Source organism: Segatella copri (assembly GCF_051861805.1).
Lineage (GTDB): Bacteria > Bacteroidota > Bacteroidia > Bacteroidales > Bacteroidaceae > Prevotella > Prevotella copri_M.
Window position 1 is genome coordinate 699584 of record NZ_CP146520.1, and the last position, 15325, is coordinate 714908.

The 15325-nt window shown below is 46.7% G+C and carries 10 protein-coding genes; 2 read left to right on the forward strand and 8 right to left on the reverse strand.

Annotated features, from left to right (window positions below):
- Positions 1-56: 56 nt before the first annotated feature.
- The 4 genes from V8Z93_RS02635 to rd all read right to left on the reverse strand — a co-directional run bounded on the left by V8Z93_RS02635 (position 57) and on the right by rd (position 4070).
- A complete protein-coding gene (locus V8Z93_RS02635) occupies positions 57-2246 on the reverse strand; it encodes a hypothetical protein (protein ID WP_439432313.1) in 2190 nt (729 codons plus the stop codon).
- Positions 2203-3222: a hypothetical protein gene (locus tag V8Z93_RS02640; protein WP_238405210.1), complete on the reverse strand. Its 1020-nt coding sequence runs from the start codon at positions 3220-3222 to the stop codon at positions 2203-2205. Before V8Z93_RS02640 ends, V8Z93_RS02635 begins: the two co-directional genes overlap by 44 nt.
- Positions 3223-3446: 224 nt before the next feature.
- On the reverse strand, positions 3447-3836 hold the full coding sequence (locus V8Z93_RS02645) for a desulfoferrodoxin (protein ID WP_203040359.1): 390 nt from the start codon (positions 3834-3836) through the stop codon (positions 3447-3449).
- Positions 3837-3905: 69 nt separating this feature from the next.
- Positions 3906-4070, reverse strand: coding sequence for a rubredoxin (gene rd, locus V8Z93_RS02650; RefSeq protein WP_203040360.1), 165 nt, complete (start codon positions 4068-4070; stop codon positions 3906-3908).
- Positions 4071-4395: 325 nt separating this feature from the next.
- On the opposite strand from rd, the gene V8Z93_RS02655 reads away from it, so the two are divergent.
- Positions 4396-5745, forward strand: coding sequence for an alpha-L-fucosidase (locus V8Z93_RS02655; RefSeq protein WP_439432314.1), 1350 nt, complete (start codon positions 4396-4398; stop codon positions 5743-5745).
- Between the two features lie 107 nt (positions 5746-5852).
- On the opposite strand, the gene V8Z93_RS02660 is transcribed toward V8Z93_RS02655, so the two are convergent.
- The gene (locus V8Z93_RS02660; RefSeq protein ID WP_439432315.1) at positions 5853-6623 is read right to left on the reverse strand and encodes a copper homeostasis protein CutC; all 771 of its coding nucleotides are present in this window, start codon (positions 6621-6623) and stop codon (positions 5853-5855) included.
- Between the two features lie 214 nt (positions 6624-6837).
- Between V8Z93_RS02660 and V8Z93_RS02665 the strand changes: the two genes are divergently transcribed.
- Positions 6838-9579 (forward strand): transglutaminase-like domain-containing protein, encoded by a 2742-nt coding sequence (locus V8Z93_RS02665; protein ID WP_439432316.1) that lies wholly within the window; start codon positions 6838-6840, stop codon positions 9577-9579.
- 101 nt (positions 9580-9680) lie between these two features.
- On the opposite strand, the gene V8Z93_RS02670 is transcribed toward V8Z93_RS02665, so the two are convergent.
- From V8Z93_RS02670 to V8Z93_RS02680, 3 genes are all read right to left on the reverse strand, one after another.
- Positions 9681-10553 (reverse strand): DUF4384 domain-containing protein, encoded by an 873-nt coding sequence (locus V8Z93_RS02670; protein WP_439432317.1) that lies wholly within the window; start codon positions 10551-10553, stop codon positions 9681-9683.
- A gap of 43 nt (positions 10554-10596) precedes the next feature.
- Complete coding sequence (locus V8Z93_RS02675; protein ID WP_439432318.1) at positions 10597-13152, reverse strand: caspase family protein; 2556 nt, start codon at positions 13150-13152, stop codon at positions 10597-10599.
- 98 nt (positions 13153-13250) lie between these two features.
- Positions 13251-15320, reverse strand: coding sequence for a WD40 repeat domain-containing protein (locus V8Z93_RS02680; RefSeq protein ID WP_439432319.1), 2070 nt, complete (start codon positions 15318-15320; stop codon positions 13251-13253).
- Positions 15321-15325 lie beyond the last annotated feature (5 nt).

Sequence of the window (15325 nt, forward strand, 5' to 3'; positions counted from 1 at the left end):
AAATTAACTAAAAAAGGCATCCACAGCCCCCGTGGATGCCTTTATGATAGCATTTTTTAGAGATTCTTTTCGAATTGCTTTAATACATCGCATCGGGTGGTGTATTGATCCACGATTTCCGGATGCTGATGGCTGAACTGGCTCCATTCCATCATCGCCTGATATTGAGCGGATTGTGGTTGTAGAAGCTTCTGCTCTTTCCAGTTGGCATCATAGGTAATCTTAAACCATGGGTCGATGCCGATGGATGAGAGGGCATAGAGCGAATGATAGCGAAGCGTGAGATTGCTGCTTTGCTTGCTTATCTTGAGATAGTCTTGAGCGATAGCTGCGAAATCGGCTTCGCCTGTGCGGGCACTATCGGCAATGCTCTTGCCATAATGGGTAAGATACCAGCAGTCGCCATAGCAGGATGCCTGATAATAACGGGTGGCAAGCTCATAGGCAAGTTTTTCTCTGACTTCGCCCTCGCGAGCCACATTGTATTGGCTGATGAGCTGGTTCATCTCCTGGCAGAATTTCCACTTCGGGTTCTCCTTTAGGTGGGCATAACTGCCCTGAATGCTCCACATATCTGAATCATTTACTTTCTGGTGGTTGAACCAGTAAGGCACAGCGTAGCTGCGCTTTTCGGCGTAGAAACTGATGGCCTGGTTGTTGATGAAATCCAAAGAAACATCCTTCTGCCAGCGAGCAGCTTCGCCAAAGTTACCCTCGGCAAGATACTTGGCGCCTATCATATCCTTGAAGAAATCGGCACTGCGATAGAGCGACTGGCATACGTATTGCTCGAAGGCATCCTGATGAGAAGATGTGATGAAGCGATAGTAATCAGCAAGCTGCTGCGCAGAGAGCGAATCGAGACGAATGGCGTATTCTGATGAATAAAGATAGCGGCTGATGTATTCTTCATTCTGTTGCTCCTTGTAGAAGGTTCGCATGTAGGCATCCATCATGCCATACATCGCCGTGGCCATGCTTTCGTAATCTCTGCCGGCTTCCTGCCGGTTTTCCTTTTTCGCCTTATCTGCCATCGTCTTGAACCGATTGTACAGGGCGCAGTAAGCCACACGCTCCTTCACCTCTACATAGTGAATGTCGGGATTGATGAAATCACCTTTTTTCAGGCTTTCTCCCTTCGCCATTTCGTTGAGCCATTTGAATTCGCCAACCAGATATTGCGGATAATCGTTATCTACCTGTGCATTTCGGGTAGAAACCAGAAGGCGGATGGCTCTTGCATTATCCTTCATTCGTTGTGTTCCATCCAGGGCTACTGCTTCACTAATCTCCTTCCATGCTTCCTGCTGATATCCATAGAGATAATGGAGCATGGCAGTGGCAGAACGCCACAGGCAAGGATTCTGCGTCTTGCCTTCAGCAATGACCTTATTGGCGAAAGTGATGAAGCTGAGGGCCTCTTTCTGGTAGATTACCTTGGCGCCAATCTCCTCAATCCACTCCTTGTCTACCTGGTTTTTGGAGCGACTGTCTATCGTCTGCTGACAGTTGTTTACGAAATCCTGTACCAGATAGGTGAGCATAGCCGAGTTCGGATTCTTGAGATAAGTGCTCTGAATGCCTGCAAGATTGCGATAGTTTCGGGCGAGCACCCTGATGCTGGCCATATCTCCCTGCTCGGCATAGATATCGAGTGCCTGCTGGTGTCGTCCCGTTTTCCACAAAGCCCGGGCATAAATGTTGCGCATCGCCTCTCGCCATGGTGATTTCGGAAGTCGGGAGGCGATGGCATTCCAATAGGTAATGTTCTGCTGGTGGAATCCCTTCATCATGTTGGTACGCATACGGAGCAGGGCGTACTGGCTCTTGAGTTGGGTGCCTTTATAAATTTTGGCGGCATTGTTGAGTCGGGTCAGCGATTGCTGTATCTGTAGTCGTTCTTGCTTCGAGGCGTAATTCCAGGCATTGGGATTCAGTTTCTCGCAGGCATCCAGGTAGGCATTCAGGTTTTTCAGGTAAGAAAGCATTCCTGCATCCTTCTTGCTTTGGGCTACTTTCTTAATATCCTCCTTGTTCCATCTGTAGAAAGATAAGTTGATGGAGGATGTATTGCCGGCATATTTCTGCCAGTAGCTGGCGATATCGTAGAGATACGCCGGAGAAGTCTGGTCGCGATTGAACACGCTGAACATATAGTAGTTATGATCAGAGTATTCGGCAACGCAGGCGTTGGCGTGGGGGCTAAATGCTGCTGCCATCACTCCTATGATTAAAAATCTTTTCATAATCTTCTGAGTTAAATCGTTTGATATTATCGGTGTTGAGGTCGAAGAGGATGACCTCGTTGTTGATGTCTTCATTCTGGTGATTGATGCTTCTTACGGCTTCCATAATGTCGTTCATTTCGGGCTTTCTTATCACGATGCTGTCGCTTGGCAATACGGGGAAATCATCATCTGCATGCATGATACCTACGAATTTTCCTTCTCTGAATAGGATATGCCAACTGAAGAGCGGATAGGCTGCAGCAAGCGGAAGCGGGTAACTGCCCAGATGCTGGATATAAGGAGCCACATCCTTCATATCGAGTATGGGTTTGTGGCAACTTAGCTGTTTTACGTCGCCCGTATTATACATCATCAGGATGCCTCTATCCACAGGGGGTGGAGTCATAGAGAGCTGGTGTAACCGGATGGTAGCAGACAACTTTATCTGCTTGGCTTTGGCTTTCACTCTTAGTTTTTCGAGAAAATTGAAGTAAGCCTTTTGGGTTGATGCCGTCCAGTCGCAGTCAATCTGAATCTCTTTCACATTCTCGATGTCATTGGCTTCGTTCATCTGAAGGATGCGAAGAAGAATTTTATCGGCTAGGTTTTCCAATCCTTCTTTAGGGAGAGTTTTCAGGCAACTGTTGACGATATAGACTACGGGGATGATTTCTATGTCTTCCGGTATCAGAGATCCATTCTTGTTTCTGTTTCCATCTTCTTCAAGGTTATTGAAATGCAGGGTGGCGTTGGGCATGATTTCCCCTTCTGCATCCTTTACCACGTCGAAGTATCTCACGTAGAGTCGCTCAATGTGGTGTTTTCGGATGAAGTTTATCTTGTTGCTGTCCAATTGCCATGTTGTGCTCCAATAGTAGACGGACCGGAGGCTTTTCTCTGCTTTATCTTGTGAGCAGGAAGTGAAGCCGATGGTTGTAGCTAAGGCAAGCATCAAGAATGCCAGTGTTATATGATTCCATATTCTCCTCATCATTGATGATTTCCGTTTTCTTCTTATTATTCCCCTAATACCCCTTTTTTGTTTCCTTAAGGGAAAATTTATGTTCCCTTAAGTGAAACTCGGTGTTTCCTTAAGGAAACAGAATTCTTTCTCTAACATAAAAGGTCTCGCATCATATTCCCTGTATTGGGAAAATAAAACGAGACCTTTTATTATATATGACGATACTTTTCCGTCATGATATTGCATGATGGTATTTATCCTTCGATTACTCCTTTCCACAACCCGTGAAGGTTGCAGTATTCTCGAGCCGTAACATCTTTGGCTTCTGCGTTTGTCAGGAAGATAGCTTCAGGCTTTTCGCCTGGCTTCAACTCGTGACGAAGCACATCGGTAGGGGTGAGCAACTCTATCCACTGGATGTAATGCTCTGGAAGCATCGGATGCTCCACGCTTCCTACGGTTACACGATAGCCGCCTTCTATAGGTTCTATCACTGGCACATGCTTCTCTCTGGCACCATCGCTGGTGTTCTCCTTCATGAGCTTCATCGGCTCACCGCAGCAACTGAGCACGGCTCCCTTGTTTACTACTTCTACCACGTTGCCACAAATCTGGCAGCGGTAGATTTCTCTAATCTTAGTCATATTTGTTCCTCCTATAATTTTGTTTCTCCTATTTCTGATAGGAGTTCTTGAATCCTCTATGAGGCTTTATTATTCCTCTACCGGGCTAAAGTCTTCCTTGCCTACTCCGCAAAGAGGGCAAACCCAATCATCCGGGATATCTTCAAATGCTGTACCTGGAGCGATGCCGCCCTCTGGATCTCCTACTTCTGGATCATAAATCCAACCACATACGTCGCAAATATATTTCTTCATAATGTTCCTTTCTTTCTTTGATATTAATAATCTTGTTCTTTCACTCTCTATCAGAAGGCTTTTCTGCCTATTCGTCTGATAACTACTGCAAAGATACAACTATTTTTTCTTATCTCCAAATAAAATTGAAAAAATTACAATTTTATTATCTAATTTAAAGTCTTATAACATAGAATGCTTCTTCAAGGACAAAGGAGAGCCATCATTACGGAGTTTTTTTTATCTGAAAATAGACTTTTTCGGATTTTATCTCTTTGCTCTGAAAAAAAAGTTGTATATTTGCACCATAATAACTAACTGTAACAATTTAATTATGGGAATTAAAATGAATTTTAAGTCACAATTGTGTGCTGCAATCCTTACTTTGGGTTGCTCTTGCCTGACGGCTAACGCTATCGTTACTAAAGATGCTGCCAAGGAAAACAAGGCACAGGCTCAGCATTATCAGCCTTCTCCAGAGAACTTGGAATCTAGAAAGCAGTTCCAGGATGATAAGTTCGGTATCTTCCTGCATTGGGGATTGTACAGCATGCTCGCCACCGGCGAATGGACAATGACCAACAAGGATTTGAACTATAAGGAGTATGCCAAGTTGGCTGGCGGTTTCTATCCTTCTAAGTTTGATGCAGCCAAATGGGTGGCTGCCATCAAGGCTTCGGGTGCCAAGTACATCTGCTTCACCACTCGCCATCACGAGGGTTTCTCTATGTTCAAGACCAAGTATTCTGATTATAATATTGTAGATGCTACTCCTTTCCGTCGCGACATCGTGAAGGAATTGGCGGATGAGTGCCACAAGCAGGGCATCGCTTTGCATCTTTATTACTCTCATATTGACTGGTATCGCGAGGATGCTGTTTGGGGAAGAACGGGTAGAGGCACAGGTCGCCCTAACCCTGAGGGTAACTGGAAGAGCTACTATCAGTTTATGAACAATCAGCTTACTGAACTTCTTACCAACTACGGTAAGGTGAGATGTATCTGGTTTGATGGATGGTGGGATCAGGATCAAAATCCTAACTTCGACTGGCAGTTGCCAGAGCAGTATGCGCTTATCCATCGCCTGCAGCCAGGCTGCCTGATCGTAAACAACCATCACTCTTCTCCTTTCGAGGGTGAGGATGTTCAGGCTTTCGAGCGCGACCTTCCTGGAGAGAATAAGGCAGGATTGTCGGGTCAGGACATCAGCCGCCTGCCTCTTGAAACCTGCGAGACCATGAACGGCATGTGGGGTTATAAGATTACCGACCAGGATTATAAATCCACCAAGACTTTGGTTCATTACCTGGTGAATGCAGCTGGCAAGAATGCCAACCTGCTGATGAACATCGGTCCTCAGCCAGATGGTGAGCTTCCTGCTGTTGCCTTGGAGCGTTTGGCAGAGATGGGAGAGTGGATGAAGACTTACGGCGAGACCATCTATGGTACCCGTGGCGGCATCGTGGCTCCTCACGATTGGGGTGTTACCACCCAGAAGGGCAATCGTCTCTTCGTTCATATCCTGAACCTGAAGGATAAGAGCCTCTTCCTGCCTCTTGGAAACCAGAAGGTGAAGAAGGCTTTCGATTTTGCCAGCAAGAAACCTGTGAAGATTCAGAAGTGCGAAGGTGGTGTGCTCTTGAATCTCGGTGAGGTTCCTACAGAAATGGATAAGGTTGTGGAAATCGCACTCTAGACTAGTGTGAATAACATATTGGAAAAGTGTCGTAATCCCTATGTTTTCAAGAGATTGCGACACTTTTTTATGGGTTGGAAAACTTTAACCCAAAAGATTGGCTAACTTTAGCCCAAAAGGTTGTCGATGGTTTGCTTCACTCTTTCTGCCGAGGTAACCAGCGAGTTGGCTTCATCGGCTCCCTCTGCACCCATATAAACATTGGTATTGAGCTGCTTCATCTTGCTAGGTACATTTACTCTTGCCGAGAAGTGATATTCGTGAATATCGGTGGCATCGAAGATGGTGCGGATGTTATCCTCGTTCACACCACAGCCGGCAAGGAGGATGATGCGGCCTGCTGCTATCTTCTTGAGTTCTGCAAGAAGAGCTACACCTTCTACAGCCTTTGGCTGCTGACCCGATGTAAGGATGCGGTCGCAACCCAGGGAGATGATATCTTCCAAAGCCTTCTGAGGATTGGCTGCACGGTCGAATGCACGATGGAAGGTTACACTCATCGGCTTTAATTCGCTATCACCTTTTGTCAATTCCACGAGTCGGCGATTCGCCTCCATATCCACTTCGCCATCTTCTGTAAGGCATCCGATGACAACACCATCCACGCCGAGTTCCCGGCAAAGGCGGATATCTTCCTCCATGCGTTCAATCTCCAATGGAGTATAGAGGAAATCACCACCACGAGGGCGGATGATGACATGGAGCTTGGTCTCGTTCAATAACTTGCGCGCCACTTTTATTTCGCCATACGAAGGGGTAGTTCCGCCTTCAGGTATGCCTGCGCATAGTTCCACACGGTTGGCACCGCCTTCCTGTGCAGCCAGACAGCTCTCTACGCTGTTGGCGCATATTTCAAACTTAAAATCGTCTCTGTTCATGGTCTTTAATTCTTCTTTCCATTTAGTTACTTGATTTCTTTCTAATTCTTTTCTCTTTTTTGCTCGATTTCTCGAATTTTTCTGCAAAGATAACATTTTTTCTTTTGTGATAGCCATTATTTCGAAAAAAAACATTATTTTTGCAGAAAGTTTAAATCGAAATATCAATATATTAACTGGATTATAGTAATAGAAATTAAAAAGCTAACTAACAATGAGAAAATTTTTAGTAATGTTCGCTGTTGTGTTTTTAGCCTCTTGGCAGACAATGATGGCGGCAAATGACCATTTCATTACCGATGCAGCTTATCGCACGAAGGTGGAAACGGCCTTTAAGCAGAAGGTTAACCTGGTAGGTAAGCAGTTTTACGACCAGAAGATGCTTAAGCAGCAGAAAGCTACTGGCGACGAGCAGGGTGCCTTGCAGTTCCTCTATGCTTACATGCCTGTGGCTGATGTCACCGACTATCCAACCAGCTTCTTCCTGGAGAATGTGCGCACCAGTTTCGAGGCACGCAACCAGATGGCTTGGGGTAATAAGGTACCAGAGCTGCTCTTCCGTCATTTCGTTCTGCCTGTCCGCATCAACAATGAGAACCTGGATAATTCACGCATGGTGTTCTTCAAGGAATTGAAGGAGCGTGTAAAGGGATTGGGAATGAAGGAAGCCATCCTCGAAGTGAACCACTGGTGTCACGAGCTGGTAACTTATCAGCCTTCCGACGGCAGAACCTCAGCACCGCTTTCTACCATCCGTTCGGCTTACGGACGATGTGGCGAGCAGAGTACTTTCACCGTGGCTGCCTTGCGAGCTATTGGTATTCCTGCACGTCAGGTTTATACCCCTCGTTGGGCACATACCGACGACAACCATGCCTGGGTTGAGGCTTGGGCAGATGGTACCTGGTATTTCCTCGGTGCCTGTGAGCCGGAAGCTGTGTTGAATCTGGCTTGGTTTAATGCTCCTGCTTCCCGTGCCATGCTGATGCATACCAAGGCATTCGGCGATTATAATGGTCCTGAGGAAGTGATGCTCCGCACCTCTAACTATACTGAAATCAATCTCATCGACAACTATGGTTCTTCTGCCCGCATCGATTTCTCTATCGAAGATGAAGCAGGCAACCCTGTGGATGGTGCAAGAGTAGATTTCAAGATATACAACTATGCGGAGTTCTGTACCGTGGTAACCAAATATACCGTGGCAGATGGCAAGACTTTCCTTTCGGCAGGTAAGGGCGACATGATGATCTGGGCTTCCAAGGGTGGCAAGTATGGCTTTGCCAAGGCATCCTTCGGTAAGGATAAGAACATCGTTATTCGCTTGAACCACGAGGTTGGAGCAGATGCCATGCAGAAGGAAGTATTCTTCCGCGATTCTTTCGATATCGTTCCTCCTCCAGAGCGTGCCAATATTCCTGAGGTTTCGCCAGAAGCAAGAGCCAAGAACCTGGAGCGCTTTGCCTATGAGGATTCTATCCGCCACGCTTATCTTGCCACCTTCTTTAATCAGGAGAGTGCGCTGGCTACTCTGAAGGCAAACGGATTGATAGAGGAGCAGAATATTACCAGAAATGGTGTAACTTTCCTGGCAGCCAAGGGAGAGAAACTTACAGCATCGGATGCAAACGGGAAAATTTCAGCCAAGGCTCAGAAGATGATTGATTTCCTGGTAGCATCCAGTGGAAATCACGATGTTATCCTCAGTTTCCTGGTGCAGCATCAGGATCGTCTGGATAGAGCTATCAACTTGCTCTCTACCTTGAGTGCCAAGGACTTGAGAGATATGCAGATGATTATTCTGGAGGATAACTTCAATGCCAAGAGCGATGAATTATCACCACGTGTGGAAAACGAGATGATTATCACTCCTTTCAAGCAGTTCTTCGAGAAGGAATTTGCCAAGAAGCAGGTGGCATTCAAGAATAATCCTAGTCTCCTGGTAGAGTGGGTGAAGAAGAACATCAGGATTAATCCTGATAAGAAGGCGTTGCAGATAGCTCAGACTCCTATCGGCGTATATCGCTCTCGTCTTACAGACGACCGTTCCCGCAAGGTATTCTTTGTGGATGTGGCCAGAAGCTTGGGCATCGAGGCTCAGGTGGATGCTGTGACCAAGAAGACTCAATACAAGAACCACAAGGGTGGTGAGTGGATTGATGTAGATTTCGAGAATGCTGCGCAGGAGGCTTCTGCCAAGGGCAAGTTCGTGATGGGATATGCGGATAATGGTGCCGTGGATGATCCTAAGTACTACAGCCACTTCACCATCCATCGCATCAATGCCGATGGTTCAACATCTCTCCTGGAATATCCTGAGGAAGGATGCACCTGGAGCAATACATTTAAGAATGGTGTTGACTTGGATGAAGGCGACTATGCGCTGGTATCAGGCACCAGATTGGCTAATGGTGGCGTGCTTGCAGAAATGCAGATGTTCCATGTAAAGCAGGGGGCTACCACCAAGGTAGAGATGCATTTGCGCAGCTCTGAGACAGAGATTACCGTGAAGGGTAATTTTAATTCTGAGTCGAAGTTCATCCTCTTGCCAAGCAATCAGGAGGTAAGTCTCTTGAGCCAGACAGGTCGTGGTTACTTCGTGATGGGATTGATAGGTGTAGGACAGGAGCCAACCAACCATGCCTTGAAGGACATCGCCAAGGTGGCACAGGTATTTGATAAGTGGAATCGTCCTATCGTTCTCCTGTTCGAGGATGAGGCTTCAGCCAAGAAGTTCAGAATCTCTGAGTTCCCTGGCTTGCCAAAGAACATCATTTTCGGTATTGACAAGGATGGTTCTTGCCGCAAGGAAATGGTAGAAAACATGAAGCTTCAGAACAAGAACCTGTTGCCTATCTTCACCATCTCTGATACCTTCAATAGAGTGGTATTCCTTTCTCAGGGTTATACCATCGGATTGGGTGAGCAGTTGGAATCTGTAATCAGAAAACTGTAATGCATTCATCGTACTTGAAATCATAAAATAAAAAAGCCCGGGGCAAATGTCCCGGGCTTCTTCATTTTGTTCCTATTCCTGAATTTTATCGGTAAATCCACTTATTTCTTTACGACAATCGTCTTAATCTCCACCTGCATATCCTTGTCGGCTGTGCGGTTCTTGGAGAGCCATTTCTGGAAATCATCATACTTCAATTCTCTTGGCAATCCTTCCACGGCATTATCTATCGCCTTGATAAAAGGATTAGGAGAGCTGATAATGTAGATATAATTCGTTTCAGATGCCTTATCGCAGGTCATGGTATATTCATCAACATCAGAAGAATTAAACAGCGGCTGAGCCGTTTTCTGGTTGAAGAATACGTAACGTGTATTGGCATCTACCTCCACCTTTCCATCTTTCGATGATTGGTAAGGCAGCAGGCAATAGGCATTCTTGTTGTCATCTATCAGATAGACGGCGAGATAGCCCTTGGTGGCACTCTGGTAAGCCAGATAGAGATCATCTCCGCTCTTGAAGTTTTCACCCTCGTTGCGGTCTTCTATGCCGTTGCAGAGAATCTTTGCCACATAGTTGTTTTGCTTTGCCACAATGGCACGTGCCTTGCCGGTTACGGAGCATTTCACTACCAGCATACCTTGCTCATAGCTTATCTCATACTTGGGCTCACCGATGGTTTCGAGCCATTCTCCCTTTACGTCGCTGCTGCTCAGCGAGGTGAAGTCGGTATGGGTAGAACCATTGGTGTTGTTCATCAAGGTGGCATTATGCTGTGCCACCACGGTGCCGAATTCATCGCCCAGTGCCTGAATCTGCGCACGGCTCAATGCCGTTTGTCTGGCTTGCTCTATAGAGACGTTTTCAGGTGCGTGGTAGATGTACTCGCCATGCACCTTTTTAGTCTTCTGGGCATAGCCAGTTGAAGCTACGCCCAGGAGCATCCATATCATCAAGAAAATATAATGTCTCATAATTGCTGATTTTAGATATTATCTGCTATGATTATACCTGTCACTATTTCTTCAGAGTCATCTCTTTCCATCCTGTAGCAATCCAGGTAGAAGGGGTAGCTGTTGGGGTTTGCACCTTGCGGTTGATAACCACCGACTGCTGCTTCACATTCTCCGAGATGTAGTCGCTCAGTTCGCCGAGGTTCACATCGCCCTTGCTCTCCTGCAGTTTCTTCAGGAGATAGTAGGTGAAGAGACCATGTCCCTTGGCTGAATATGGAAAGGCGGTCTCGTCGCCCGATGCAGCACTGAATACCACCATGTTGCCACGAGGGTCTTCCTGCTTTGCCTTCAGGGCTACACCACGGGCTGAAGCCAGCATGCCTTCCTCGCGCTTGGAACCGCTGAAGCAGGCATCGAGGAATACCACGATTTCCTTAGCCTTGGTTGAGCCTAACTCTGTATAGAGCTTGTTGAGTGAGTAGCAGCCTTCTGTCTGTGTACCATCGGCGTCGGTAGGCAGGAGGTATGCATCCTTGGTTGCCTCGTTTGGAATACCATGTCCGGCATAGTAGAACACGATGTTGATGTCGCCATTAAAGGCACTTGCGATGTTCTTGATGTCACGGATGGCGCGGAGCATGGTTCCGTAAGAGGCATCGGCATAGTAGCGCACATTTTCGGCAGGCATTCCCAACGTCTTCTCGCAATACTTGGAGAAGGCAAGACCATCGTTCAGTGCCAATGGTACGCCGGCTACGTTGGTGTAGTTCTGGTTGGCGATGACCACGGCAAAGGTCTTGTTGTTGGTTGTAGGATTCTCTGGAATGTTCTCATCCACATCCGATGTTCCCAACTTCACGTTCTGCTGCTGTATGGTCTGCTTGTTGGCATTATTGGTATTGGCTGCCAGCATTCCTGCATTGATAGGGTCGAAGTGTACTTCTACGTTGGTGGCTGTGTAGTTGAGTGCAGCTGCATTGTCGTAGTGGTATTCCTTGCCCGACGGGGTGATGATGGTGAGCTGGGCGAGTGCCAGATGATCCTTGTCAATGAAGTACTTAGGATTCTTAAACTGCATTCCGTTCCAGTTGGAAGCGAAGATGCGTGCCTCGTTGTTGCTTCTTGGCACCGGAACTACCATTTCACCAACGTCTGGTGATGTTACCAGGAACACTTCGTGATCTGCATCGTATGGCTTCAATTCCAGATGGCGCAGGTTCACTCTCGATTCATACTTGCTGATGTATTCCTGCTGAGCCAGTTTCTGCATCTCCTGAATCTTGGCGTCGCGGTTCTTTTCGGTCATGCGGGCACGATATTCATCCAGAGTTTCGTAGCTGTCTTTCTGCTGCCACTTGTCGATGCGGTTCTCGATGAATGGAATGGCGAATGCTGAATATGCTGGGATTCCCTTTTCTTCTTCTTTGGCCTGTGAGTCGCTGTCTGTGCTCTGTTGCTGTGTGGCAACGGCTGCAATGGATGGTTTCACTTCGCCATTGAACTCTATGAGTTGAGGAATGAAGTTTGATTCAATCTTGCCTCCACCCAATGATGCCAACTTGTTGTTGATGATGTTGAAGTTTTCCTTGTCGCCGATACAGTTGTATGCCACGGCGAGTGCCTGGGTATATTTCAGCGACAGCGGGTCGCTGATGATGATATTCTTGAGATGGCCCACGGCATAGGTGAAGTATTCCTTAGACGTTTCCTGCAAACTCTTGATATGTGGATCTTTCTCCTTCAACTCCAGGGTCTTGTTGTAGTTCTGTACACCAATGTTGTAGTTGTTGATGGCGAGATGTTTCAACACATCAAGTGCCTTTGGATGAACCACTTGCAGTTTCTTGTAGATATCCAGTGCCTGCTCGAAGTTGTGTCCTTCTTCATAAAGCTTTCCTTGGATATTGAGTAGGGTTTCATCATCAGGACGAAGGGCAAGACCTTTGCCCACGAACTTCTGCAGGTTGGCATTGTCCTTGTGGTCAATGCACAGGTTCACTGCCGACGATACGATGTCATAGTCGGTAGGATAGTTATCTGATGCCTGCTCCAATGTGATGACGGCAAGCTGGTATTTGTTCGACTGGGCGCATGCCTTAATCAGGTTCATGAATACCGACTTGCGATACTTTTCGTCGCCTGAGCGGAGATAGGCTTGCAGATATGGTATGGCTTCCTCATACTGTCGGCGGTTTACCAGGTTGGCAGCAGCGAAGTATGAGAGCTGTGAATATGCGTTTTGAGTAGTGTATCCCCCATCGGCAAAGTCTGGCAAGCTGACTACGTCTACGTAGGCACGCGCAAACTTGATGGCATTTCCCACGCTTTGGTTGTTGCTGTTGTAAGCAGCCGCATTAGGCAGGAATGGGATGAGATTCTTCATGTTGTAAATCGCCTGTGTATATTCGGCGCTAGTCTTCTCTGAGTGTGTGACTATGGCATAAGTTGCTGTATAGCAACGGTAAAGTGCGTCGTACATCTGAGTCTTGTCGCCATCCTTGTTGGCTATCTGCACAAACTCTCTGTACGCCTCATTAGATTCAGTTATCGTCTGGGCAGCCAGTTTGCTGCCCGACGATAAGAGTAATATAGATATTGCAATAAATATTTTCTTCATTATAATTATATAATATGTATAATATCATTAAGAATGCATTAATTGCATTTTAATTAGGTTTCAACCCCATTCTTGGAAAATGGTTTATGGCAATAATCCTAGAATGCGTTGATGAAGGTGAACTTCACACCGATGCGGCGGTATTCGCCACCCTTGTTCTCAGAAACCTCAATGTAAGTGTCGTAGTCGGCTTTCATCTTCTGGAGTTCAGGAATGTTCTGCTCCATGTAGTTCTTCACGCCCATGGCGCGCAAGTAAGCCAACTGCTCGTTCTGGCTGATACCGGTAGCCTTGGTCACGGTGATATTGCTCAACTCACCATTCTTGTGAACTGGCTCCTGGTCAAAGTCGCCGTAGCAGCCGTCGTATGCCACCGTGCGGCTGAATGGCAAGGCGTCAGCCATACCGGTAATCTGCACCTTCACCTGCTTCCCTGCTACCATATACTTGGAGAAGTCTTCTTCGAGAGCCTTCTTCACAATGGCGAGCATAGCCTGTGCGGCGTTAGATTCTTCTGCCTTGAATTTGCCTGGTGCAAAGTCATCCTTTGCAGAGAAAGCCTCGTCAACAGTATAAGATACATCCACATCATAGTTGAAGATGTTCTTACCCGATGCATCTGTGCCGTTTACCACCTTGGTGTGTACATCAATCTTGGTATGGTCGGAGATGACGTTCTGCTCCTGGGCGTTCTTCAATATCTTGTTCTTGATTTCCTCCAGCTTCAGCTCTTCCATCTTGGCACCTTGCAACTGCTCGAATGGAACGAAGTTATCGTCAGACTCCAAGAAAGCCAGCGACTTACGCTCGGTATTGTCGAACACGTACTTCTTTCCTGTCTTCTTGTTCACAACCTCGGTATAGACAAGCTCGAATTCGTCCTTATCGTTCAAGCCGTACTTGGTGTTGGTGAATTCCAGGTTGCTTACGTCCATGCCTTCCAATTCGCTTGCAGGCACGGTCAGGTAAATACTTGGCATGTTGTTGAAATCGAGGGTCAACATGTTCATGTCGGCGTTGTAGTTACCGAGTTTCACGTCTGATGATGTCAGCAGATTCTCAGCCATGTTGTTAGCAATTTCTGTCTCGAAGAGGCGCATCTGGTTGAGTCGGGTCTGCTCGTTGACACGTACCTTGTAGTCGTCGAGCGACTCACCGTCCATCTGCTTCATCCACTCGTCCATGCGGCTGTTCAACTCATCCTTCAGTTTTTCCTGACGGTTAGGAGAGAGGAAGCCCACAGGGGTGAATGTGATACCGTTGCTGGTGGCATAAACAAGATAGAACTCGTTCTTCACATTCTTTGTGAAGTTGATATACTTGATGCCGGCATCTTTGGCGTCAATATATTGGCGGTCATCATCGTTGAGCAGGTTGAGGAGTGCCACGCGCTGTTCACCGGTAACGATAGCCAGGTATTTGTTCTCTGGGTGGAAGTAGCACTTTTCGGCGATGCCCATAGCATCAAAATGCTTGCTCACCTTGAAAGTCTTGGTATCATATACATCGCAGGTTCCATCTGCTGTGAGTACAGCCATCTGCTTGCTGTTGGAAGAGAAGGCAATGTCCTTCAGTTCAGCCTTCAGGTCGATGGTGGTTCTCACGCTCTGGTTTTCCATGTTGATGACCTGTATCTTGTTTGCGGAGCTAGCTATGAGGAAGAATCCGTTAGGGCTTGCATCAAGGCGAGATGCTGTCTCGTTTACATCGAAGTTCTTAACCTCCTGTGTCTTGCGGGTGGTGTAGATATGAATCTTCTTGTCAGATCCCATCACATAGAGGAATTTGGCATCTGGAGAATAGCAGATGGCAAGCGGTTTGAACAACTTAGTGGTACCTACTTTTCCCTGTCTTGTATCCTTATAGATGAGGCTGTATACATCTACGCTGTTCTTATCTTTCTTGTTGTCGATGAAGGCGTAAGATGTGCCTGAAGGATTGATGCGAAGTGAGCTGATCTTATTACCGGCAAACATAGGGTAGTTACGCATGTTGAAGATTTCTCCACCATGGTAATAGTAGTAGCCGCTATAATAGTTGGCAAAACCGTCGGCTGTATTGCTTAATTTTATTTTTGTATCATGGGGTTTAGGAGTCTCGGCCTCTTGTGCAGAGAGGCCGAGTGTACATCCTAACAACCATGCTATTGCAAATGTTTTTTTTTTCATTATCT

What these genes read in the sequence shown, in the direction of transcription:
- V8Z93_RS02635 (WP_439432313.1), bottom strand. Translation starts at nt 2,246, where the DNA reads ATGAAAAGATTTTTAATCATAGGAGTGATGGCAGCAGCATTTAGCCCC.
- V8Z93_RS02640 (WP_238405210.1), bottom strand. Translation starts at nt 3,222, where the DNA reads ATGATGAGGAGAATATGGAATCATATAACACTGGCATTCTTGATGCTT.
- V8Z93_RS02645 (WP_203040359.1), bottom strand. Translation starts at nt 3,836, where the DNA reads ATGACTAAGATTAGAGAAATCTACCGCTGCCAGATTTGTGGCAACGTG.
- rd (WP_203040360.1), bottom strand. Translation starts at nt 4,070, where the DNA reads ATGAAGAAATATATTTGCGACGTATGTGGTTGGATTTATGATCCAGAA.
- V8Z93_RS02655 (WP_439432314.1), top strand. Translation starts at nt 4,396, where the DNA reads ATGAATTTTAAGTCACAATTGTGTGCTGCAATCCTTACTTTGGGTTGC.
- V8Z93_RS02660 (WP_439432315.1), bottom strand. Translation starts at nt 6,623, where the DNA reads ATGAACAGAGACGATTTTAAGTTTGAAATATGCGCCAACAGCGTAGAG.
- V8Z93_RS02665 (WP_439432316.1), top strand. Translation starts at nt 6,838, where the DNA reads ATGAGAAAATTTTTAGTAATGTTCGCTGTTGTGTTTTTAGCCTCTTGG.
- V8Z93_RS02670 (WP_439432317.1), bottom strand. Translation starts at nt 10,553, where the DNA reads ATGAGACATTATATTTTCTTGATGATATGGATGCTCCTGGGCGTAGCT.
- V8Z93_RS02675 (WP_439432318.1), bottom strand. Translation starts at nt 13,152, where the DNA reads ATGAAGAAAATATTTATTGCAATATCTATATTACTCTTATCGTCGGGC.
- V8Z93_RS02680 (WP_439432319.1), bottom strand. Translation starts at nt 15,320, where the DNA reads ATGAAAAAAAAAACATTTGCAATAGCATGGTTGTTAGGATGTACACTC.